Here is a 21,552-nt window from a genome sequence, read left to right as displayed (position 1 = left end):
TTATCTTGAAGCGGCGTGCTCGCTAATATGTTCCATTATGCTTTCCCCTATTACCTCACCCAGCCTAACTGGAACTGCATTGCCAATCAGCCGACCGATTGTCTTTATCTCGGGAGTTACTCCAGGTGGGCAGAATTTATAGTCTTTAGGGAAGCTCTGTAATATAGCCCCTTCCCGAAGAGACAAGGCTCTATCTTGTGTTGGGTGACCAAAACGACCATTTCCAAAACCAAAAAATTGAGTTGTAATAGTTGGCGAAGGTTTATTCCATTCCATTCGCCCATAAACACTTACGTAAGTTCTTCCACTATGCTTTTTATGACACTCAGATACCAAATGCACAGGCCAATCACGCCAACTTCCACCGGGTTTAGAATACTTAATTCGCTCCATATTTAAGTCGCTCAGCAAAGAACTTTTATGGAGCAGATCATTTTTTGAAGTTTTCCCTGACTGCAATTGAGGTTGAGACTTGATGGCATCTTTTACAGTATTGAAATTATCTTCTTTATGAGTTGGTTGGCTTAACTTCAGCTCACCAAGCTTTGATGCTAGAAGAACCAAACGCTTCCTTGTTTGTGGTAGCCCATACTTTACACACTCAACAACGCTATAATGTACATAGTAATTTTGTTTTTTTAAAGCTTGAACAAAGTCTGTAAATACTTCGTTCTTAACTAGCAAAGGAACATTCTCCATTGTTACTATGTCGGGTTGACTCTCAGAAATCAGTCGTTGAAACTCAAAGAGCAGCTTCCACTTATCATCTTGTGCCCCCCTTGTTCCTTGACTATAAGTCGAAAAGGGCTGGCAAGGAGCACATCCTGCCAAGACTTTAACTTCAGCCCCAGCATATAAACTCTGTAGCTCAGCTTTATTTACTTTGTCTACACTCTTCAAGATGAATCTTGAATCGTTGTTTGCTTCAAAGGCATATTCACACTTCGGATCAATATCGATCCCTGCGATTACTTTTAGACCTGCTTTTTCTAAGCCGTGAGTTAATCCTCCTACCCCACAAAATAAGTCAACCGCTACTACAGATTTCAATTAGTTCTCCTGAGAATATTAACAAGACATTGCTAACTTGGGCTTTTAAGAATACACCTTTAATCTGCATGTATTAAAAAGCGAAACAGGTATATTTCAAGCGCTAATGTTTGGCGCTGATTATTCATCTAAATGCATAATATCGCAACTTTCATTGGGTATTTAATATACTAACAGCTCTAATATAAAATAAAAAACGTACGCAGGCATCCACCCGACCACATCCCCTCAATCAATACCTTATCACTTTGACTCATAACTACCTTTCAAATCGCCAAACCACTTAGTTGCTAGTCCCCATACTTTCAACATTCCAGTATGATTTCAAACCTCGCTTAAGCTTTGCTATCCATTTAGCCCGATATTGCTATATTCCATGCAGCAACATCGCTTAACTTCTAATTTGCATACCATATGGTATACTTTGAGTATACAAAAAAGGAGATGATCCAATGTCAAAAATACAAACTAGTCTTCGCATAGAGGAAGAATCACTCAATGAAGCAAAGCAGATTTTATCTCGTCTCGGCATGAATTTTTCTGAAGCTGTCAATATGTTCACGTGCATGATTGTGGAAAAAAACGGTTTGCCGTTTCCTGTTCAATTGCCAGAAAAGCGTAATGAGCAGCAGGACTTACGAGCTATTTTAGCCGGATTCAGTGACGACTTTATGTCTAATGGACGTGAACAACCACATCTGCAGAAGCGTGAGGATCCATTCGAGTGAAATATCTGCTAGATACAAACATCTGTATTTATCTAATCAAAAGAAAGCCTGAATCTGTTATTGAGCGACTTGAGGCACTTCCCTCTACAGATATTTGCTTATCTTCCATCGCGTTTTTTGAAATGATGTATGGCGCAGCCAAAAGTCAGTTTCCGGAGCGCAACTCTCAAACAGCAGTCGACTTCTTCTCGCTCTTCGAGACGCTGACTTTCGATAATCAGGACGCCTTGGTGGCTGGGTATATACGTGCAGACCTCGCAAAAATAGGAAAAATTATTGGGCCTTATGATTTGCAAATAGCTGGACAGGCAAAGCGTCGCGGTATCACTCTGGTTACTAATAACACCAAGGAGTTTGAAAGAGTAAATGGGCTTAAGCTTGAAAACTGGGTATAAAAAACAATCTTCAATTAATCGTCTCAAAATATGAGACGATTATAAAATTAAACCGCTCATGAGAATACCCATTTGAAGTTTGGGTACATACGGTACATTTAAGTCACATCAGGAATCCGAACCCAACCTTCCATCAACACCCGCGCACTACGACTCATCACCACCTTATTAACCACCCAGCCATTCTCGCCTTCTACCGCTTCAGCCCCTACTTTCAACGTCCCTGAAGGATGCCCAAACGTTACCGCATCACGCTCGCCACCACCCGCAGCCAGATTGACCAATGTCCCCGGAATAGTCGCTGCCGTTCCAATCGCCACCGCAGCCGTGCCCATCATCGCGTGGTGTAATTTACCCATCGACAAGGCTCTAACATTCAAGTCAATATCAGACTCATTCACCTGCTTACCGCTAGATGACACGTAGCTCTTTGGCGCTCCAACAAAGGCAACCTTCGGCGTATGCTGACGTGCAGCCGCTTCGCTAATATTGCTTATCAAGCCCATACGCACCGCACCATAAGCACGAACTGTTTCAAACATGGCCAAGGCTTTGTCACTGCCATTAATCACTTCCTGCAACTCACAGCCCGTGTAACCAATCGAGTCAGCATTAAGGAATATCGTTGGTATCCCTGCATTGATCATGGTCGCTTTAAACGTACCCACCCCAGGCACCTCAAGCTCATCCACCAAGTTACCCGTTGGGAACATCGCGTCAGTCGCATCCACAGGACTCATAAACTCAACCTGCACCTCTGCCGCTGGAAAGGTCACGCCATCCAACTCAAAGTCACCCGTTTCCTGTACTTCACCATCGGTCATTGGCACATGAGCAATAATCGTTTTCTTAATATTCGCCTGCCAAATACGCACCACCGCAATCCCGTTTTCAGGAATGCGCGCAGCATCCACCAAGCCATTACTAATCGCAAACGAACCCACCGCTGCCGTTAAGTTGCCGCAGTTACCGCTCCAATCCACAAACGGCTTATCAATAGACACCTGACCAAACAAGTAATCCACATCGTGATCAGGCTGCTCGCTGTTCGACAAAATCACCGTCTTACTAGTACTCGACGTAGCGCCACCCATACCGTCCGTTTGCTTACCGTAAGGATCAGGACTACCAATCACACGCAGCAGAATATTATCGCGCACTTCGCCCGGCACCTGAGCCGCCTTCGGCAGATCGTCCAGCTTAAAGAAAACACCTTTACTAGTCCCACCACGCATATAAGTTGCCGGTATTTTTATCTGTGCCATCGTTTGTTCTCTTGGGTTGTTACATTATTTACGTATTCACATTCCTACGCCGACGCGCTAGCGCGAAAGGACTTCGGAAAGCAAATACCTAAACAATGTTGTAGTAATCTGATAGAGCGCCTTCACTAAAGGCCACCATAAAAAGTAGCCTCGTTGATTGGTAATACGCTGATCGCAGTCCTTTCGCGCAAAGCGCGTCGGCGTAGAGCAGTGTATTACCAATTACCGAGGCGGCACCAAACCTAAGATGCCTCTAAGAAGTCCTGAGCAAAACGCTGAAGTACACCACCAGCCGCATAAACAGAGACTTCTTCCGCAGTATCTAAGCGACACTTCACTGGTATCTCAAGGCGTTCACCATCCTTGCGATGCATGATCACTGTCAACGCTGCACCCGGTGAAATCTCACCTTCAACGTCAAACGTCTCAGTTCCATCAATGCCGTAAGTCTCACGCGTTTCGCCACCCGTAAACTCAAGCGGTAACACGCCCATGCCAACTAAGTTAGTACGGTGAATACGCTCAAAGCCTTCAGCAACAATCGTTTCAACACCTGCAAGACGAACACCTTTAGCCGCCCAGTCACGTGACGAACCTTGACCATAATCAGCACCCGCGATAATAATCAACGGTTGCTTGCGCTCCATGTAGGTTTCAATCGCTTCCCACATGCGACTTTCAGTGCCTTCTGGCTCAATACGCGCCAACGAGCCTTGCTTGATCTCTCCACTATCGTCACGACACATTTCATTCAACAACTTAGGGTTAGCGAATGTTGCACGCTGCGCGGTTAAGTGGTCACCACGGTGTGTTGCGTATGAGTTGAAGTCTTCTTCTGGCAAGCCCATTTTGTGCAAGTATGCACCCGCTGCACTTTCCAGCATGATCGCGTTAGATGGCGACAAGTGATCAGTCGTTATGTTGTCACCCAGCACCGCTAAAGGACGCATACCTTTCATAGTACGCTCACCGGCTAATGCACCTTCCCAATACGGCGGACGACGGATGTAAGTACTCTTCTCATCCCAGTCATACAGCGGGCTTTTCGCTTCAGTGATAACGCCTAGATCAAACATTGGGTTATAAATCTGACGGAACATCTCAGGCTTTACGCTCGCGGCTACAATCGCATCGATCTCTTCATCGGTCGGCCAGATGTCTTTCAGCGTAATTGGATTACCGTCTTTGTCGTTACCCAAGCTATCTTGCTCAATATCAAAGCGCATCGTTCCCGCAATCGCGTAAGCAACAACCAATGGTGGTGACGCTAGAAACGCTTGCTTTGCGTAAGGGTGAATACGACCGTCAAAGTTACGATTACCCGACAGTACCGCCGTCGCATATAAGTCACGATCAACAATCTCTTGTTGGATAACAGGATCAAGTGCGCCCGACATACCGTTACAGGTAGTACACGCAAAACCAACAATACCAAAACCAAGCTGCTCAAGTTCACTTAACAAACCAGCATCTTTTAGGTACAACTCAGCAACTTTCGAACCCGGTGCAAACGATGTTTTTACCCACGGCTTACGGATCAAACCAAGCTCATTCGCTTTACGTGCTACTAAACCTGCTGCAACCACGTTGCGTGGGTTTGAAGTATTCGTGCAAGAAGTGATCGCTGCGATGATAACTGCACCATCAGGCATTTTGCCGCTCGCTTCTTCGGCTTTTGCTTTGTCTAAGTCCTTCGCGATACCACTTGAAACTAAGTCAGCTGTTGCTAAACGACGGTGTGGGTTTGATGGCCCAGCCATGTTGCGCTCAACCGATGATAGATCAAACGTCAGTACACGCTCGTATTTAGCGTTAACCAAGTCATCAGCCCAAAGGCCTGTTTCTTTCGCGTACTGCTCAACCAAAGCTACTTGCTCAGGCTCGCGGCCTGTGAGTTTAAGATAGTCAATCGTTTGCTCATCAATATAGAACAAACCTGCTGACGCGCCATACTCTGGCGTCATATTAGAAATCGTCGCACGATCACCAATAGTTAAGCTCTTAGTGCCTTCACCAAAGAACTCAAGGTACGCAGACACTACTTTTTCATTTCTCAAAAACTCAGTGATCGCAAGCACAACATCCGTCGCTGTAATGCCTTCCTGACGCTTGCCCGTAAGTTCCACACCGACTATGTTTGGTAAACGCATCATCGATGGTAACCCCAACATCACCGTTTCAGCTTCCAAACCACCTACACCAATCGCCATGACACCCAGTGCATCAACGTGTGGTGTGTGCGAGTCTGTACCTACACATGTATCTGGGAATGCAACGCCACCACGCGCTTGAATCACCGGTGACATCTTTTCCAGATTGATCTGGTGCATGATGCCGTTACCCGCTGGAATCACGTCTACATTTTTAAACGAGGTTTTACACCACTCAATAAAGTCAAAACGCCCTTTGTTACGGCGGTCTTCTATTGCACGGTTTTTCTCAAATGCTTCAGGGTCAAAACCTGGCGCTTCCACTGCTAGAGAGTGATCAACAATAAGCTGAGTCGGTACGACAGGGTTCACCTTCGAAGGGTCACCACCCTGCTCAGCAATCGCGTCACGCAAACCAGCCAAATCAACCAGCGCCGTTTGACCAAGAATGTCATGGCATACCACTCGTGCAGGATACCAAGGAAAATCCAAATCCTGCTTGCGCTCAATAAGCTGCTTAAGTGAGTCAGTCAACGTCTCAGGCTTACAGCGACGAACCAATTGCTCCGCCAAAATACGCGAGGTATAAGGCAACGTTGCATAAGCACCTGCTTGGATAGCATCGACCGCTTCACGCGTATCGTAATAATCCAAGTCCGTACCATCTAATTTCTTTCTAAACAAAATATTCATTTTTTCTTTCCATTGGTGTTTGCCCTATCCGCATCTGGAACTTACTTTGCTTCGCCGACGCGCTAGGCGCGAAAGGACTGCGCAAAGTAAGTTCCAGATACTTCTATCATTCATACATCGATGTGAGTTGTTTTTGGCGGGGGGAATACGCCTGAGCTAACTACCTACCGCGAGAGCGAATCTAAATTGCTGAAAAGTCATTCCAAGCAACAATATAGACTCAGACTGTCAGCTATTAACCTCGCCCCCCACAAAAGCCGCTTGAGGATACCAACAAAAGGCACCGAACATTCCATCACCCTAAGCGATCAGATATTAACTTCACGCAGTCCTTTCAAGCGCAGCTTGTCGGCGAAGTGAAGTAAATATCTGATCGCGACCACCCAAGCAAAAACTTACCCCCGCTCAGCAAGCGGCACAAACACCTTATCTTCTGGGCCGATGTAGTTGGCTGATGGGCGAATGATCTTGCCGTCTTGGCGTTGCTCAATCACGTGCGCGCCCCAACCTGAAGTACGCGCGATAACAAACAACGGCGTAAACATATCCGTTGGTACACCCATCTGGTCATAAGACACCGCAGAGAACCAATCAAGGTTCGGGAACATCTTCTTCTCGTCCCACATGACTGTTTCCAAACGCTCTGCAATATCGAACATTTTCATGTCGCTATTAGACTCAGACAGCTGCTTTGCAACTCGTTTGATTACTTCGTTACGCGGGTCAGAAACCGTGTAAACAGGGTGTCCAAAACCAATCACGATCTCTTTACGAGACATACGCTCACGGATATCCGCTTCTGCGCCGTCTGCATCGTTGTAACGTTTCTGGATTTCAGAAGCGACTTCGTTTGCACCACCGTGCTTAGGGCCACGTAACGCGCCTATTCCAGCGGTAATGCATGAGTGCATGTCAGAACCTGTTCCAGCGACAACACGACCTGCAAATGTAGAGGCATTGAACTCATGCTCTGCATATAAAATCAATGAAACGTGCATCGCCTTAACCCACTCTTCTGATGGCTTTTCACCATGTAGAAGGTGTAGGAAGTGACCACCGATTGAGTCGTCATCTGTCTCAACTTCAATACGCTTTCCATTGATGCTGTAGTGATACCAGTACAACAACATAGAACCGAAGCTAGCCATTAAGCGATCTAAAATATCGCGTGCTTCTGCTTCAGGGTGTGCGTCTTTTTCTGTCAGGCAAGTCCCTAGTACTGAACAACCGGTACGCATCACATCCATTGGGTGTGCTGATGGTGGGATGTTCTCAAGTGTTGCTTTAACCGCTGCGGGTAAACCACGCAGCGACTTCAGCTTAGCTTTGTATTTATTAAGCTCTGCTTGGTTTGGCAGTGTGCCATGAACGATCAGGTGAGCGATTTCTTCAAACTCGGCCTGCTCTGCAAATTCTAGAATGTCGTAGCCACGATAATGTAAGTCATTACCGGTACGGCCTACGGTACATACTGCTGTATTTCCTGCGGCTGTACCTGATAGTGCGACCGACTTTTTTGGCTTAAATGCTGGTTTAGTCTGTTCAGTCATCGATTACGCCTCATCCTTAAATAGTCCGTCTAGCTTCTGCTCAAACTCGTGATAACCAAGGTAGTCATATAGATCCATACGTGTTTGCATCGTGTCTAACACGCCTGCTTGTGTACCTGTTTCACGCAACTGTGTGTAAACATTTAAAGCCGCTTGGTTAGCCGCACGGAATGCAGATAATGGATACAGTGCAATACTCACGTCAGCAGAAGCCAACTCGTCTGTAGTAAACAATGGCGTTGAACCAAACTCAGTGATATTCGCCAAGATAGGCACATTCACCGCTTCAGCAAACTTCTTGTACATGTCTAAGTCAGTGATCGCTTCCGGGAAAATCATATCCGCACCTGCTTCCACACATGCACATGCACGGTCGATTGCAGAGTTTAGACCTTCTACTGCCAATGCATCTGTACGTGCCATGATCACGAACTCAGGGTCAGTCTTAGCATCTACCGCGGCCTTGATACGGTCAACCATTTCAGACTGTGTCACGATGGCTTTGTTTGGACGATGACCACAACGCTTCTGCTGAACTTGATCTTCAATATGGACCGCTGCTGCACCACCTTTTGTAAATGCACGTACCGCACGAGCGATGTTAAATGCACCACCCCAACCTGTGTCGATATCAACCAATACTGGCAGTGTTGTGACGTCTGTAATACGACGTAAGTCGATCAGTACGTCTTCCATTGTGGTGATACCTAAATCAGGGATACCACAAGAGCCGGCTGCCACTCCGCCACCTGAAATATACAGTGACTTATAACCGCTCGCTTCTGCTAAACGTGCGTGATACGCCGTTGTTGCGCCGACACACTGTAATGGTTTTTCTGCTGCTACTGCTTGGCGAAACTTTGCGCCTGCTGATTCGATACTCAATGTCTTGTCCTCAAAATTCGTTCATAAAAGCGCTATGGCGCAATTATATAAATAGGTAATCGTTTGATCTTTATTTTTCGTCTAACGGATAACCCATACCATTCAATGTATCTGAAATTTCATCCATGATCATTGGGTTATCAATCGTCGCGGGCATGACCCACTCATCGCCATCAGCAATCTTAGCCATGCTGCCGCGAAGTATTTTTCCTGAGCGAGTTTTTGGTAATCGTTTGGTGATAGCGACCATCTTAAAGGCTGCGACTGGGCCAATCTGTTGGCGTACTCGCAATATTAACTCAGAGTGTAACTCGGCATATTCACGCTCTACGCCATCTTTCAGTACGACTAAGCCAAGTGGTAACTGACCTTTGAAACCGCACTTCACTCCAAATACAGCGCACTCTGCTACATCTTTATGGCCTGATAATGCTTCTTCGATTGCACCTGTTGACAGTCGGTGCCCTGCAACATTAATCACGTCATCGGTACGACTCATAATCCACAAGTAACCGTCAGCGTCTTTAAAGCCTGCGTCACCCGTTGTGTAGTAACCTTCGTGCTCAGTGAGGTAGGCATCAATAAAGCGTTGGTCGTTGCCCCACAACGTCGGCAAACAACCCGGAGCAAGGGGCAGTTTAATCGCTAAGTCACCCATTTCACCATCAGCCATTTCAGTACCATCCGCTGACAGTACTTGTACGTCAAACCCTGGCATCGCAACCGTTGGAGAGCCCGGCTTAACTTCTAAAGGCTCAATACCCATTGGGTTAGCGGCAATCGCCCAACCTGTTTCTGTCTGCCACCAGTGATCAACCACTGGGATTTTAAGCGTGTCGCGTGCCCAAAATAATGTATCTGGGTCACAACGTTCACCGGCTAAGAATAACGACTGCAAACAGCTTATGTCGTATTTTTTAAGCTCGTTCGCATCAGGATCTTGTTTTTTGATCGCTCTAAAAGCGGTTGGTGCTGTAAATAGAATTTTTACATTATGCGCTTCAATCACTCGCCAGAAAGCACCAGCATCGGGTGTCCCGACTGGCTTCCCTTCATACATGACGGTGGTGCAACCTTTAAGCAGTGGCCCGTAAACAATATACGAATGACCCACTACCCAACCTACATCAGAAGCAGCCCAATACACATCACCTGCTTCTACATTATATATGTTCTTCATCGACCAATTTAGCGCAACCGCATGGCCACCGTTGTCACGGATAACACCCTTTGGCTGACCTGTCGTACCTGAGGTATATAGGATGTAAAGCGGGTCAGTCGCAGACACGGTGACACAGTCTGCTGGCTCTGCATTTGCTGAAACTTCTTCCCAGTCATAGTCACGACCTGCTTGTAATGTCGCTTCTTGCTCAGGCCGTGCCTTAACGATGCAGCACTCTACTTTGTGCTTAGCAATATCCATTGCTTTATCTAATAGCGGCTTGTATTTAATAACGCCACTAGGCTCAATACCACAAGACGCACTCACAATCGCTTTTGGCTGTGAGTCATCAATACGTGTCGCTAGCTCATTAGCTGCGAAGCCACCAAATACTACGGAGTGAATTGCGCCGATACGCGCACAGGCTAACATCGCAATAGCAGCTTCCGGGATCATCGGCATATACACGATAACGCGATCACCTTTGCCCACACCTTTAGCGGCTAATGCACCGGCAAACTTAGCAACCTTGTCGGTTAGCTCTGAATAAGTGTAGTGCTTGATGGTGCCAGTGACTGGGGAATCATAAATAAGCGCGTTTTGGTCGCCTCGACCATTTTCAACATGTCTGTCTAAACAGTTGTAGCATGTATTTAGCTCAGCACCTGCAAACCAGCGTGGAACTGGCTTAGCGTCATTATCTAACACCTTGGTTGGTGGTGTTATCCAGTCAATTCCAGTGGCTGCTTCGCCCCAAAATTTCTCAGGATCATTCAGCGACTGCTGGTGTATCTCTTGGTAGTTAGACATGATGAAAACCTCCTCAAATTCTGCATCATTGACCTTATATAAAGGTCGTTACGCTTACGTTAACGTAAAGACTAACATACGAAAATAGCGTTTCCCAAGAACTAAAAAGGCCGAAACGGGGCAAAACACAGCGACATTTGATGATCTAGACTTTAGTCTAAGTTTTTTTCTTTATTTATCGTCAAAGCTATTTTACCGTGCGGCTTTAAGCACTGTTTGTGGCAACCTTAGTCGCTACACCATAGCTTATATACGCTGCAAACTTCGGTGCGCCTTTCATATAATTACTATCAGACCAATCGATAGAAAACCCATTGTTTTGGATGTTCTCAACGGCAGGTCTATTTAAATTACAGCCACCTGCAAGTTTGCTCCAGACACCATTTAAATTGTTCTGCCACTTTTGTACGGACTCATCGGGAGCTTGACCGTGCTCGCAAAAGAAGATCTTCCCATCATCCTTTAGTACTCGGTGTATTTGTTTTAGCGCCGTTTGCCAGTCAGGGATGGTGCACAGCGCGTAAGTGATTACTACCGAGTCAACTGAGTTATCTTCAAGTGGGATTTTCTCACCGGGTAAGCTTAACCACTCCACTGGAACGGGTGAATTAGCGATGTTTTTTGCGGCTTTTTGGCGCATGGCATCTGAAGGTTCTAACCCCCAAACCATGTTTACTTTGTCGGGGTCGTAGAGTGACATATTGACCGCAGAGCCAATGCCTATTTCTAAGACATTGCCGTAGGCCAAAGGTACGACTTTTTCTCTGAGTGACATGATGGGTGAGAGTGAGCAGGCACAATGAATAACGTGCGGTAGAATTTTATCTTCGTAGAAGCTCATGGTGTTTCCTTTGTGTGGTGGTCGCTATGGCGCAAGGTACGGTTTACTACAGCGCACCACTATCATCCAATAATTCATAAATTGATTCGGCCATTTTACGGTAGCCTTGTTTGTTGAAGTGAACGATATCTGACTTCATTGATGGGCTACGTTGCAAGCCACCGATTAGTGAGTCATCAAAAACCAGATCAAACTCCTCAGCTAACTCTTCATACAACGGTGCAGAATCAGAGAACAAAGACTTCTCGGGTATCCCTATGAGTACAACAGGAATACTGCGTATGTTTGCTTGCTCAATCATTCCTTTTAGATTGGCTTTTAACTGGGATTTACTCTTGTTTCGAAGAATATCGTTTCCACCTTCGATAAGGATCATTAAATCAGGTTGAGTACGGTCTAGTTCTGCCGGGAGCCTTTCAAGACCTCGGTCTGTTGTTTCGCCTGAAATACCAGAATTAATCACCGTTAAACCAGTGAGTTGAGCAAGTATGGTGGGATAGCTATTCTCTATAGATGTGCCAACACCCACCGTTAAGCTATCACCAAACGCTAAAATCTTTCCGTCACTGGCGATAACGTCTAATTTTTTACCACCACAGCTAGTCACCAATAATGCAACGATGCACACGGTAACAAGGACTTTAAACTGTTTACTAATTTGTTGAAGTAGCATGATTCCCTTTTATTATTATAGTTGTGCGCCAGAAGACGACTAGCGTATTTTAAACTAATTTATGAGTCGTCCCATTTAAATTGGATGAAAATTATACGCTGTAAAAAGTGTTACACTTCTTTGTACTCTATTACATGTCCCGCCACTAATGCCTGCTAATTTTTTAAAGTTACTTCCCCGTAAGCCAATCTTGTTATTGGCACTATTAATTGCGCTGACACTTACGATTGTTGCTGGTTGCATTTCAAACCAGAAATCTGTCAAAACAATAGAGCCAACACCAGCAATCACTGTATCAAAGCCACCAAAAGCGAAAGGTATTGATAGCATACAGTTACAGGCCATAGGACAAAAAATCTATCTTAATGAAACAGGTGGTAAACCTGAAAATCTGGTTTATTGGAACCCTAACGAAGCATTTCCATCACTGGGTATCGGTCACTTTATTTGGTTTCCAGCGGGTAGCACTATCGGGTTTACTGAGAGCTTTCCTGACATGATTCGGTTTCTTAAGGCTAACGGGGCTGATGTACCTAGTTGGTTATTAGAGCAGATCACCGTCGGTGCTTTATGGCGTGATCAGGCTGATCTTAACAAGAACAGAAGCAGCGATAAGGTTCAAGAATTACAGCAGTTCTTATCAGATACTAGCGGCTTGCAAGCGTTGTACCTATTTCAGCGTTTAGATAGCGCCTTACCTAAAATAGTTAGAGGTTTAGAGACCGACAGACAAAAACAAATCACTGAGCGGTTTAATACCGTTAAGAGCTCACCGGGTGGACTGTACCTTTTGGTTGATTATGTGAACTTTAAAGGTGAAGGTATTGTGACTTCTGAGCAGCATAACAATGTCGGTTGGGGTCTCCGCCAGGTGCTTGAAACGATGGAACCGACACAGACGGGTAACGAAGCATTGAAGGCGTTTGCGACAGCGGCTGACATTGTTTTAACGCATCGAGTGGCTAATGCACCTGTTGAGCGCAATGAGCAACGGTGGTTACCGGGTTGGCGCGTACGTTTGAAAACATATTATCAACAAGAGCTTGATGTATAGCTTTACGGACTGAATGTTTCGTTACAAAAGCTACTTTACGAACCTCGCTTTAACTAATCTTTAAGTGTGCGACGTACGAGTTTCTTGCCAACATTCACAGTCTTATGAAACTGCTTTTTAAACGACACACCACGCTTCATGGCTTCGACCCGCTGACGGTTTCTCTGCACATTATTGGCCTCGACAATCTCATCGACCAATGTTTGCTTAAGCGCCTCAACACCGAAGTGCATTTTAGTGGGTGAAATCGATAACGGCAAAGCGATATCGGTATTCATTAGCGCCTGGTTATAAGCAACAGCCTGAACGATGGTCTTCGCTTTCGCGGTATCTGGGTTTTCCAAATCATATGGCGGCTGCCATTCGGTCATTGGTTTTAAGTTATCTACTTGGTTTACCACGGCAATAACAACCGGCTTTTTATACGAGATGTTTTTAGGATCTGCATAAAATAGAGCAAGTTTATCATTGAGTTTCTTATCAAGATCACGGGCCGATTGGTTGGCTTTGAGTACCCACAAGATCAAGTCTGCCTGAGTCATCTCATTTAACATCTGCTTTTCTGTATCTGCAATGCCGTCTAAACCGCGTAAATCAACCAGTCTCACTTCAATATCATCAATAAGGGCGTCATACACCGTTGAGGTCTGTGTCGAGGGTAAGACATCAACTTCAGCGGCTAATTCATCGGTGAGCAGATTCACAATCGAAGATTTACCTGCGCCGGTCTGCCCTACTGTCACAATGCGGATTGGCTCTAAGGCAGAAGCAAAATTCCCTTCATCTGACTCAGAGGCACTGGTCACCTGAAGATCCTCAGTCTCTAAACTGAATCGCCCGCTGTACAAATCAATGGCCACCGCGGCAACTTCATCCAGTAAGGCTTCTTTGGCCATTAACTGCATGTCATCCACAAAGCCTTTAGTCATTGACGACGTAGCTTGTTCTTTAGTGAGGTCTGACACGACTTTTAACGGATTGTAGTATAGATTTTTGGCATGATTTGCCCAGATAGCCGCTTTAACTACTTTTTGTCCGACAGCACCGTATTTATCGTAAGCCTCATACCCCGCTTTGATATGCGATATTTTAATATATTCAATGCCAGGGATATTCTCTTTAACCACTAACTTGTAGCGCCGACTAACCTCTTCAAATAACTTCAACCCTTCTGGAATTGAAAACTCTAAGGGCTTTTTACCAAACTTTTGAGCGACAAGGTCCAAAACCTCAAAACCCTCGTGGTGAATATTCCCCCACTCAATACCAGCTTTAAGCTGCTTTCTCGTGTAAGTCCTAGAGTGATTCCAAATGACTAATTCTGCTTGAGACCAATCACTAGATGTTTTAACCAAACCATCTTTTATAGGGGCTAATGCTTCGTTATTAGTTTCCGACTCTGTTTGCTTGGCCTTCCGGCTAAGAAAAAACAAAGGAATCGTAACAAGCAAGGTACTGACAGTAATCGCTATCGACAGCTCAAGTATGTAGTCATATTTAATCGCTAAGAAGAAACTAAAGCCCATAATAGTCAGCACAGGAAGCAACGCTGATATCATGAAAATCAACCAACGACTGCCTGATAAGTCAGATAGTAGACGATATAAGCCCTTAATTTTTTTCATAACCCGATGCCGCCTTACCTTGTTTAAATGCGTTTTTATACAAGTCTTGCATTATCTCTGCTGGGATTTGTAACCCCTTACTCTTGTGATAAAAGTAATAACACGCTACTCGACCTAAACCATACGTCGTGCCAAAGCTCATTGTAGCGGCGGTAACCGCGCCTACCGTTTGCCCATACACAGGGACAAATTTTATTAACTCCCTCACCCCAAACTTCACCCCGTACTGCAAGGCAAAACTGCTGCCTAGTGTGCCAATAAACTCATTGAACGTGCGCTTATTCCACTCGACATCGTATTGGTTGGCTAAGCTGTGCAGTAGTTTCGCTTGGATGGCGGGCACCGTCACTAAACCTATGGCTGGAATCAAATCACTGGCCGCTGCACTCCCCGCATACCAAAGTACTTCTTTTTTGAGCGTGTCAAAGTTAGCTTCTTCAATCGTTGAGTGTTCTTTAACATCGGCTATTATCCCTATAACAGGCAGCATTTCCTCAAGCACATCGACTAGCACATCGTATTGATAAACCGAACCATCTTCAGTTTCAAAGTCAACGGCAACCGCTTTAAAGTCACTTCCCCAAATCTCTTTGACTTGTAGCTCATTAAAAGCGATTTGGCGTTCGCGATCTTTTTTATTCGACAGCAGCACTGCACTATGGATAAGTAATAAGTGTTTAATTTTATTTTTCTGTCTGATTTTTTTAAGGGCACTTAGTACCGCTGACTGTTCTGGTTCATCGACCTTCATGACGACGACTAATGCATGACCTAATTGACCAATTTCTTCTAGATCGTCCTCAGGGTCATAGTCCGCTTCACCCAGCCCTCGGGTATCTAAAAAGCGTAGCAACGGCTTGTCTTGAGGAAAGTTATAAACTTGTGCTGTCTTAGTACAAGGAGCAAAGCCGTTACCGACTTCAACCGATGATAGCCCTGTAATTGTTTGAATAAATGTCGATTTACCCGCACCCGTTTTGCCCACTAGCCATAAGGTGGGTAAGTTCTCTCGCTGAAACTCGTGTGCGTGAATAAGGTCAGGATTCTTGCCGGGATTGAAGGAGTCTTTTATTTGATCGAACATCAATAGTTCCAATTGTTTTAAGTTCTAAAGTCATCCTAAAGGGTTAGTCATGACCCAGTCAACGCCGCTTAATGGTGCTTAAGTCATTACTTAACAATATTGCTAAGTAGTTTTACAAAAACATTGACTTCAATTACTCTCTAAATAATCATAAAAATGAAATTAATTATAATACTTTCATTTATTAAAAACACTCAATACCTCTTTTTAAGCAAACTTATTAGACGCTTTGAAGCTCCAAGGCGTTCGGAGTACTAGTATGACGAAGGAATTACCCTCTTCCGCCCAAGTGGTTATTATTGGTGGCGGCGTTATCGGTTGTAGCGTTGCGTATCATTTAACAAAACTTGGTTTTACCGACGTAGTTTTACTAGAAAGACGACAGCTCACTTGCGGCACCACCTGGCATGCTGCTGGCTTAGTGCCAACATTACGAGCTAACTACAACATGTCTATGTTGGCTAACTACAGCGCAACGTTATACGAGCAACTCGAAGCTGAAACTGGCCAAGGCACTGGCTTTGTACGTAACGGCTCACTGACGATTGCGACTAACAAAGAACGCCTCTCTGAAATCAAACGTGGCGCTTCGATGGCAAAAGTTGCTGGCTTTCCTTGTGATGTAATTACCCCTGAGCAAGCTAAAGCCATGTGGCCTTTGATGAATACCGATGATGTTATCGGCGCTATTCACCTCCTCATGGACGGCATGGCTAGCCCCGTTGACGTGACACAAGCTTTGGCTAAAGGTGCACGTATGGGCGGTGCTAAGATCATCGAAGAAGTCAAAGTCTTGGATATGAAAATTAAAGACGGCAAAGCGGTTGGCGTGATCACGGAACAAGGCGATATTGATGCTGAGTTTGTTGTGAACTGCTCGGGTATGTGGGCACGTGAGTTCGGTAAAAAAGCGGGGGTGAATATCCCTTTGCATGCTGCTGAACACTTCTATGTTGTCACAGAAAGCATCCCCGAACTACAGCGTGGTTTACCCACTATGCGCGACATGGACGGCTTCTGCTATTACAAAGAAGATGCAGGTAAGTTGCTTGTTGGTATGTTTGAGCCAAATGCTAAACCTTGGGGCATGGACGGCATCCCAGGCAGTTTCTTCTTTGATCAACTGCCCGATGACTACGACCATTTAGAGCCTTATCTAGAAGCTGCAATGCACCGCCTACCGATATTAGAAGAAACGGGTCTACAACTATTTTTTAATGGTCCTGAGTCATTCACTCCTGATGACCGTTATCACCTCGGGGAAGCACCAGAGTTACATAATTACTTCATTGCTGCTGGCTTTAACTCAGTTGGGATTCAATCTGCTGGTGGTGCTGGAAAAATGCTGGCTGAGTGGATTCATAAAGGTCATGCGCCACAAGATTTATGGGACGTGGATATCCGCCGCAACATGCCATTCCAAGGGACTCAGCGTTACTTGGAAGAGCGTACCACTGAGTCTTTAGGCCTACTATATGAAACGCATTACCCATTTAAGCAATACAAAACAGCGCGTGGTGTTAGGCGCTCCGTGTTGCATGAACAGCTAAAAGCGCAAGGTGCGGTGTTTGGCAGCGAGAATGGCTGGGAGCGTGCCAACTGGTTTGCAAAAGAAGGTCAAGCAGCTGAATACGAGTACTCTTTTGGTAGACAAAATTGGTTTGAAAATAACAAACAAGAACACAGTGCAGTAAGAAACTCAGTGGGTGTGATTGACCAAAGCTCTTTCTGCAAATATAAAATCGAAGGCCCTGATGCAGAAACTTTTTTGAATCGAATCTGCTGTAACAACATCTCCGTTGCTATCGGCAAAATGGTTTACACGCAGTGGCTAAATGAACGTGGCGGTATTGAAGCTGATGTCACGGTGACACGCACCGCCAGCGATGCGTATTTAGTGGTTTCAGGTGTTGCTTGCCAAACACGCGACATGGACTGGTTACGCCGAAATAAACCAAAAGACGCGTCAGTCTTCTTTACCGATATGACATCCGCTTTCGCCGTTATTACAGTAATGGGACCTAGGTCACGTGACGTCTTATCTAAATTAACCAAAGCTGATCTTTCACACGAGGCTTTCCCGTTTGCCACGTCCCAAGAGATAGAGTTAGGTTATGCCATCGTTCGCGCATCTCGCATTACCTATGTCGGTGAGCTGGGCTGGGAGCTTTATATTCCAACCGAATACGCGCCGAGTGTCTATGAGTTGATCTTTGAAACGGGTGAAGTTTTTGATATCCGCCCTTATGGTTACCACACCATGAACTCATTGCGTATGGAGAAATGCTATCGTCACTGGGGTCATGATATAACCGACCACGACACTGTGCTTGAAGCAGGACTAGGCTTTACCTGTAACTTCGAGAAAGAAGGTGGGTTTATTGGTAAAGAAGCGGTGCTTGAACAAAAAGCTAACGGCCCACTTCCTAAGCGTTTTATTGCCTTTTTGTTTGAAGATGCTGGGCCACTTTGCTACCACGAAGAGCCAATCTACGCGAACGGTAAAATTGTCGGTCGTACCACCGCAGGTATGTTTGGGCACACGGTTGGCGCAACGGTGGCAATGGGTTATGTCGAGCATGAGGCTGGAGTCACTAAAGACTGGTTAGAGTCGACTTCGTTTGAGATAGAAGTTGAGTGTGAGCGCTATAAGGTCACACCGTCTTTACGCTCTTTCTATGACCCTTCGATGAAAAAAATTAAGTGCTAAGCAGTAAATAGTGGCAAAACTTCATGCAATAATAAAGAGCTACAATCGGCGCTTTATTATTAGCATGGAACGTTCCCCGCCATATACAATGGTCAAATATGAGTAAACAAAAACAAACTGATGCTGATTTAGAGAACTTAAGAATCGGCCGTCAAATACGTGATTTACGTAAATCAAAAAGCATCACCTTGAGCGAGATGGCTGAAAACATTGGCCGTTCACTCGGTTATGTCAGTCAAGTCGAGCGTGGTGTTTCAGCACTACCAATCCCTATTCTGCAAGCGATCGCTAAAGTGCTAGATGTGCAAGTCAGTTGGTTCTTTCATACCGACTCAGAAGCCCCTAGTGACGAGATAAATCATATTGTCCGTGGTAATGCTCGACGTAGTTTAAACTTTGCAGGGACTGGTATTCGTGAGGAGCTGTTATCACCTCAGTTATCTGGACAGCTACAAATGATTTTAACAACCTTTGCCCCAGGCTCCGGTACAGAGTCACGCGAGCGAAAAGGTGAAGAAGGCGGTTTATTACAGTCAGGTACTTTAGATATTGGCCTTGGTGAAAAGAGCTTTTCACTTAAGGCGGGTGATAGCTTTATTCTAACGGGTGATGAGCAACACTGGGTACGGAACCCATCTAAGACTGAAGATGCTGTGGTGGTTTGGACCGTTGCTGGCGGTGGCTATTAATAGATGCTTGACCCGCGATAACTAAAGTAAAGTAATCGCGAGTGATGTTCGTCAGCTTGATCTAGAGATTCGTTATGGCATGGAAAACTGGCCTGAGTTTGAATCTAATCGTCTAATTACTCCCAATTTAAGACCCTATTGCAGTCCGCAAAAGGCAAAACATTTACGTACACTCACCGACTTGAAAAGTTTACCAATACTGGATGTACTCAGAACAAAACAAGGTTGGGATGAGTGGCTACTAAAGATGGACTTATCTACGCTGAGTAAACAACCGCGTCACTATATGGACAGCCATGCATTCGCTGTTAGCATGGCTGAAAATGGCTTTGGGGTTTGAATAATGTACGACGAAATGATGCAAGAAGGTGCGTTTTCCCAGCAGTTGGTTGCCCCATTTATTGAAAGTATTGAATCAGAAGGTAGCTATTACCTTTGTCATCGACGGGGAACCGCTTTGTCACCTGCTTCAACATTATTTTATAACTGGTTACTGGACGAGTCTTCTAGTAGTTAATACCATACGCCCTAAATCAAAGTAGGATAACCCTTCCTGCACTGCCCAAAGTACTCTTAGCGAACTGTCCAAATCGGGGTTGAAACTGGAATTTATCGCTTTTTCCAAGTAATGGTGGGTAACAACATTCTGGTATTAAAAGTACCATCCCACTCCACTTCAAGACCTTGCTTTTCTAACGTCTCACGAATCACTTCGCCTATCTTTGGGCCTTCGGTGTCTTCTAGTTTTGCGTCCATAGGGCCAAAGGCAACATATAGCCCCATGCCTCGAACAGCTCTTTCTAAGTCTTGACGGTGATAAAAGCAGTATCCAATGACAGAGTCTTGATTCGGGTGTTTGTTATACAAGTCTTGGATATCACCATAAGCGTCGCTCTGTGTGCATCCAGCATTTTGCAATGAAATCATACCGACAGAGTTAAGCACTGAGAATGCTAAATCTAAACGATCACAATCTGTTACAGCAGGCCATGTCGTTTTCTCAGCTTTTATGCTTTCCATATCAGAGTCTATGATGGTCGAGACATCTTCCGGGACTACATTACAAGACTCACATATTTCATTACAAAACATATCGAGTAATTCTTGTTTGGTGTAGAAACCAGATCTAACTAAAGATCGTAGTTCACTGACTATTTGATATTCAGGCATTGTATTACTCATAGATAAGAACATCTCCGTCCTTTACTGGTTTATAACTTATCCCGTTAGCATTGCAATACGCGATCTCTTTATCGATAGCTTCGGACTCCGAGTGGTCTGACTGAAAGTGTGGCATGAAGGCAAAATTAATTAAACCCAAGCCGTCCCAATTAGCAGTACTAATACCCGAATAAGGTGTGTCGTTAGCGTCGCTGGCATACTGATATGATTTAAGTGATTTGGATAATACGCAACAGCCTGCGCTATAGCCACCATAGACAAAGACTGGGTCTTTGCTCTTCTCTATGATGAGCTGATCAAGGCCGCTAAGCATCATCGCTTGACGTAAGATAAACACATTTCCGCCACTTACCCATAAGCCTGATAGTGAACTCACAAGGCCTTCTAGTTCTTTAGGGTCAGAATCAAAGTACTGTTTTAAATCTACAACTTTCACAGCTAAACCCAGTTTTTCTAAATCCTCAACATCACTGACTCTATGAGACTTTACTTGCTCAAGATCAGCGACTGTGAAGTCTGTCGCGTTTGGAATATAGCCCACAGTGTTGCCATTTTTTTAGCAGCTGAGTGAATTTTTCTGGTGATTCCCCAAGCTTATAAGACGATAGGTAATACTTCATTGTCCGCTACCTCTTTGCTGTTTAGAGCCTTCGGTAACATGTACATCATATTTATGACTAACTACTAAATTAAATTTCATTTTTTACTCCGATATAAATAAAAAAAGCCCTCTTAGCAGTGCTGAGAGAGCTTTCTTGATGATCGGGCAAAACATCATGCAAGCAGTAACTTCCCCAGCCGAATATGGTGAGGATGATGATGAAAAATTACTATTTGGTTGATGATTAAAATTTTCATAGGTTCAGACTCTATCCAAAATTAATGACTTAAGCAACTTTGCCAAATCACCCAGTTCACATGCTTTTACATCCGTTTATGAGTATCATACTCTTTACTTTGAATGCCTGTTCTCAGACCTGATCAGCTTCACAATTCACCATCAAAA

19 protein-coding genes are annotated in these 21,552 nt (G+C 44.8%); 7 read left to right on the top strand and 12 right to left on the bottom strand.

What is annotated here, in order from left to right; translation table 11 throughout:
- The gene (locus DKT75_RS17890; RefSeq protein ID WP_109825334.1) at positions 1 to 1,050 is read right to left on the bottom strand and encodes a DNA cytosine methyltransferase; all 1,050 of its coding nucleotides are present in this window, start codon (positions 1,048 to 1,050) and stop codon (positions 1 to 3) included.
- 452 nt (positions 1,051 to 1,502) lie between these two features.
- Here DKT75_RS17890 and DKT75_RS17885 point away from each other — a divergent pair, with 452 nt between their 5' ends.
- Both DKT75_RS17885 and vapC read left to right on the top strand, forming a co-directional pair.
- A complete protein-coding gene (locus DKT75_RS17885) occupies positions 1,503 to 1,778 on the top strand; it encodes a type II toxin-antitoxin system RelB/DinJ family antitoxin (RefSeq protein WP_109825332.1) in 276 nt (91 codons plus the stop codon).
- Positions 1,775 to 2,173, top strand: a complete 399-nt coding sequence (gene vapC / locus DKT75_RS17880) for a type II toxin-antitoxin system tRNA(fMet)-specific endonuclease VapC (protein ID WP_109825330.1) — start codon at positions 1,775 to 1,777, stop codon at positions 2,171 to 2,173. Before DKT75_RS17885 ends, vapC begins: the two co-directional genes overlap by 4 nt.
- A gap of 98 nt (positions 2,174 to 2,271) precedes the next feature.
- Here the strand turns inward: vapC and prpF are convergent, their stop codons facing one another.
- The 7 genes from prpF to DKT75_RS17845 all read right to left on the bottom strand — a co-directional run bounded on the left by prpF (position 2,272) and on the right by DKT75_RS17845 (position 12,202).
- Positions 2,272 to 3,438 carry a 2-methylaconitate cis-trans isomerase PrpF gene (gene prpF / locus DKT75_RS17875; protein ID WP_109825328.1) on the bottom strand — a complete coding sequence of 389 codons (1,167 nt, stop codon included), beginning with the start codon at positions 3,436 to 3,438 and terminating at the stop codon, positions 2,272 to 2,274.
- A 242-nt stretch (positions 3,439 to 3,680) separates the two neighbouring features.
- Positions 3,681 to 6,281 (bottom strand): Fe/S-dependent 2-methylisocitrate dehydratase AcnD, encoded by a 2,601-nt coding sequence (acnD, locus tag DKT75_RS17870; protein WP_109825326.1) that lies wholly within the window; start codon positions 6,279 to 6,281, stop codon positions 3,681 to 3,683.
- 395 nt (positions 6,282 to 6,676) lie between these two features.
- Positions 6,677 to 7,831 carry a bifunctional 2-methylcitrate synthase/citrate synthase gene (gene prpC, locus DKT75_RS17865; protein WP_109825324.1) on the bottom strand — a complete coding sequence of 385 codons (1,155 nt, stop codon included), beginning with the start codon at positions 7,829 to 7,831 and terminating at the stop codon, positions 6,677 to 6,679.
- A 3-nt stretch (positions 7,832 to 7,834) separates the two neighbouring features.
- Positions 7,835 to 8,716: a methylisocitrate lyase gene (prpB, locus tag DKT75_RS17860; RefSeq protein WP_211665483.1), complete on the bottom strand. Its 882-nt coding sequence runs from the start codon at positions 8,714 to 8,716 to the stop codon at positions 7,835 to 7,837.
- A gap of 70 nt (positions 8,717 to 8,786) precedes the next feature.
- The gene (locus DKT75_RS17855) at positions 8,787 to 10,691 is read right to left on the bottom strand and encodes a propionyl-CoA synthetase (protein ID WP_281271442.1); all 1,905 of its coding nucleotides are present in this window, start codon (positions 10,689 to 10,691) and stop codon (positions 8,787 to 8,789) included.
- A gap of 202 nt (positions 10,692 to 10,893) precedes the next feature.
- A complete protein-coding gene (locus DKT75_RS17850) occupies positions 10,894 to 11,529 on the bottom strand; it encodes a class I SAM-dependent methyltransferase (protein WP_109825320.1) in 636 nt (211 codons plus the stop codon).
- 46 nt (positions 11,530 to 11,575) lie between these two features.
- A complete protein-coding gene (locus tag DKT75_RS17845) occupies positions 11,576 to 12,202 on the bottom strand; it encodes a GDSL-type esterase/lipase family protein (protein ID WP_109825318.1) in 627 nt (208 codons plus the stop codon).
- A 148-nt stretch (positions 12,203 to 12,350) separates the two neighbouring features.
- Here DKT75_RS17845 and DKT75_RS17840 point away from each other — a divergent pair, with 148 nt between their 5' ends.
- Complete coding sequence (locus DKT75_RS17840) at positions 12,351 to 13,256, top strand: hypothetical protein (protein WP_109825316.1); 906 nt, start codon at positions 12,351 to 12,353, stop codon at positions 13,254 to 13,256.
- A 53-nt stretch (positions 13,257 to 13,309) separates the two neighbouring features.
- Here DKT75_RS17840 and DKT75_RS17835 read toward each other — a convergent pair whose 3' ends face one another.
- Together DKT75_RS17835 and DKT75_RS17830 are read right to left on the bottom strand one after the other, a co-directional pair.
- Entirely contained in the window at positions 13,310 to 14,881 is a 1,572-nt protein-coding gene (locus DKT75_RS17835; RefSeq protein WP_109825314.1) for a GTPase family protein, read from the bottom strand.
- Positions 14,868 to 15,965 carry a YcjF family protein gene (locus DKT75_RS17830; protein WP_109825312.1) on the bottom strand — a complete coding sequence of 366 codons (1,098 nt, stop codon included), beginning with the start codon at positions 15,963 to 15,965 and terminating at the stop codon, positions 14,868 to 14,870. Before DKT75_RS17830 ends, DKT75_RS17835 begins: the two co-directional genes overlap by 14 nt.
- Positions 15,966 to 16,224: 259 nt before the next feature.
- Here DKT75_RS17830 and DKT75_RS17825 point away from each other — a divergent pair, with 259 nt between their 5' ends.
- From DKT75_RS17825 to DKT75_RS21855, 4 genes are all read left to right on the top strand, one after another.
- Complete coding sequence (locus DKT75_RS17825; protein ID WP_109825310.1) at positions 16,225 to 18,675, top strand: GcvT family protein; 2,451 nt, start codon at positions 16,225 to 16,227, stop codon at positions 18,673 to 18,675.
- Between the two features lie 98 nt (positions 18,676 to 18,773).
- Positions 18,774 to 19,364, top strand: coding sequence for a helix-turn-helix domain-containing protein (locus DKT75_RS17820; protein ID WP_109825308.1), 591 nt, complete (start codon positions 18,774 to 18,776; stop codon positions 19,362 to 19,364).
- Between the two features lie 34 nt (positions 19,365 to 19,398).
- A complete protein-coding gene (locus tag DKT75_RS17815; RefSeq protein WP_281271441.1) occupies positions 19,399 to 19,704 on the top strand; it encodes a LysR substrate-binding domain-containing protein in 306 nt (101 codons plus the stop codon).
- A gap of 3 nt (positions 19,705 to 19,707) precedes the next feature.
- The gene (locus DKT75_RS21855; RefSeq protein WP_158278912.1) at positions 19,708 to 19,881 is read left to right on the top strand and encodes a hypothetical protein; all 174 of its coding nucleotides are present in this window, start codon (positions 19,708 to 19,710) and stop codon (positions 19,879 to 19,881) included.
- Between the two features lie 92 nt (positions 19,882 to 19,973).
- On the opposite strand, the gene DKT75_RS17810 is transcribed toward DKT75_RS21855, so the two are convergent.
- On the bottom strand, positions 19,974 to 20,546 hold the full coding sequence (locus tag DKT75_RS17810) for a DUF6891 domain-containing protein (protein WP_146201404.1): 573 nt from the start codon (positions 20,544 to 20,546) through the stop codon (positions 19,974 to 19,976).
- Positions 20,539 to 21,087: a Type 1 glutamine amidotransferase-like domain-containing protein gene (locus tag DKT75_RS17805; protein WP_109825302.1), complete on the bottom strand. Its 549-nt coding sequence runs from the start codon at positions 21,085 to 21,087 to the stop codon at positions 20,539 to 20,541. Before DKT75_RS17805 ends, DKT75_RS17810 begins: the two co-directional genes overlap by 8 nt.
- Positions 21,088 to 21,552 lie beyond the last annotated feature (465 nt).

This window comes from Leucothrix arctica, assembly GCF_003172895.1.
Lineage (GTDB): Bacteria > Pseudomonadota > Gammaproteobacteria > Thiotrichales > Thiotrichaceae > Leucothrix > Leucothrix arctica.
The sequence above is the reverse complement of the archived record's forward strand: the minus strand, read 5'-3'. Positions and strand labels throughout refer to the sequence as shown.